The sequence below is a fragment of the Amycolatopsis sp. SID8362 genome (assembly GCF_010550475.1).
Taxonomy (GTDB): Bacteria; Actinomycetota; Actinomycetes; order Mycobacteriales; family Pseudonocardiaceae; genus Amycolatopsis; species Amycolatopsis eburnea.
This window is the reverse complement of record NZ_JAAGNB010000153.1, coordinates 1-1,683: the sequence shown is the minus strand read 5'-3', so window position 1 is coordinate 1,683 and position 1,683 is coordinate 1. Positions and strand designations below refer to the sequence as shown.

Here is a 1,683-nt window from a genome sequence, read left to right as displayed (position 1 = left end):
GCGGGTCGACGGACGCGCGTTCGCCGCCCAGGGCGCCGACACCGGCCGGGCCTACGGCGGCACCGGCTCGTCGAAGGCGAAACCCGTCCCGGAGCTGGCCCGCAACCCGCTGCTCGGCGCCGGCATCGGCCCGGGCCCCGCCACCTGCTCCCTGCCCGACCTCGGCCGCGCGCCCGACCAGCTCAAGGCCTACTACCGGGCGCTGGCGGACTGCCTCGAACAGTCGTGGCGGCCCGCGCTGGAGAAGGCGAACGAGCCGACGCTGACCGCGACCGTGTCGGTGACGCTGCCCGAGCACAGCGCGTGCGGCGACGCTCCGACGGAGAACGAAGCCGTCGCCTACTACTGCGGCGGCGACACCACGATCTACGCCCCGACCGACTGGATGCTGGCCGACGCCGGGCTCAACAAGGCCCGGCACATCGCGACCATCGCCCACGAATACGGCCACCACGTGCAGCGCGAGAGCGGCATCCTGTCGGCGGCGGCGGACAAGATGACGTCGCCGAACGAGGACAGCGCGGCCGACAAGGAGGTCGTCCGCCGGATCGAGCTGCAGGCCAACTGCTTCGGCGCGCTCTTCCTGGCGGCCGTCGCCGGCACGGGCTCGATCAGCCGGTCGCTGGCGAACGCCGCCGTCGCCGACTACGGCCGGGCCAACGACAGCGACACCCACGGCTCCCGCGCGCACCAGCTGTCCTGGGCGAAGGCGGGCTACGACGGCAAGACGACGAAGGCGTGCGACACCTGGAGCGCCCCGGTCGCCGAGGTCAGCTGACAGTCCAGGCGGGATCGCGCCCGAGCAGGGCCAGGAACCGGTCCAGTTCGCTCGCGTCCGCGGGGACCTCGACGCTGTGGGCGAACGAGTTGTTCTTTTCGCGCCCTTCGTCCGGGATCCGCTCGGCGAGCTTGAGGGCGACGTGCACGGCTTCGGCGTCCGGCTCGTAGGGCAGGTCCAGCGTGCGGGCCAGGTCCCAGCCGTGCGCGACCGTGTCGACCAGGTGCATGTGGGCGGCGATCGGGCCGGGGAACGTGCCGAAGTGGTTGATCGTGAGCTGCCGGTCCAGCACCGCGTCGTCGGCGAAGGCGTCGAGGAAGTCGTCGACGGAGGCCTGGTACGCGGCCGGGGCGTCGTCGCCGAGGTCGCCGGCGTCCCAGTCCGGCGCCGAGCCCTCGCGGGCGGCGGTCGCGAAGGCGTGGTTCTCGCTGACCTGGTGGCGGAGGAGGTCGGCCAGCGTCCAGCCCGCGCACGGCGTGGGGCGGTCGAGGTCGGCGGGGGTGACGGCGGCGACGATCTTGTCGAGGACGAGCAGGGCACGGCGGTCGAGTTCGCGAAGATCCATGCTTCGCACGCTAGGCGGGCCAGCGGACCACGAACAGTGCCAAATCCGCGCCACTTCCGGTGGGCCAATCTAGACTCGCGCCGGTGGAGATCCACATCGACCTGACCGGCACGCGCGGGCACCGCGACGCGATCTACCGGCAGCTCCGCGCGGCGATCCTGGCCGGCCGGATCCGGCCCGGCGAGGCACTCCCGCCCACCCGGGAGCTCGCGCAGCGGCTGGCGGTCTCCCGGACGACGGTCAGCGCGGCCTACGACCGGCTCACCGCCGAGGGGTTCCTGACCGGCCGCGTCGGCGCCGGCACGTTCGTCACGGCGTCCGCGGCGGCGCGCCCGGAGCC

The 1,683-nt window shown here is 73.6% G+C and carries 3 protein-coding genes; 2 read left to right on the top strand and 1 reads right to left on the bottom strand.

Going from position 1 to position 1,683, the window contains the following annotated elements; all coding sequences use genetic code 11:
* Positions 1 to 778: neutral zinc metallopeptidase (locus tag G3I65_RS05785; RefSeq protein WP_160695182.1), on the top strand; the 778-nt coding region annotated here is incomplete at its 5' end.
* Here G3I65_RS05785 and G3I65_RS05780 read toward each other — a convergent pair.
* On the bottom strand, positions 771 to 1,343 hold the full coding sequence (locus G3I65_RS05780) for a TIGR03086 family metal-binding protein (protein ID WP_166639733.1): 573 nt from the start codon (positions 1,341 to 1,343) through the stop codon (positions 771 to 773). The genes G3I65_RS05785 and G3I65_RS05780 overlap by 8 nt on opposite strands.
* 83 nt (positions 1,344 to 1,426) lie before the next feature.
* On the opposite strand from G3I65_RS05780, the gene G3I65_RS05775 reads away from it, so the two are divergent.
* On the top strand, positions 1,427 to 1,683 hold a 257-nt coding region (locus tag G3I65_RS05775), incomplete at its 3' end, for a GntR family transcriptional regulator (RefSeq protein ID WP_160695180.1).

Coding starts and splice junctions, on each gene's coding strand:
- G3I65_RS05780 (WP_166639733.1), bottom strand. CDS start 1,343: ATGGATCTTCGCGAACTCGACCGCCGTGCCCTGCTCGTCCTCGACAAG.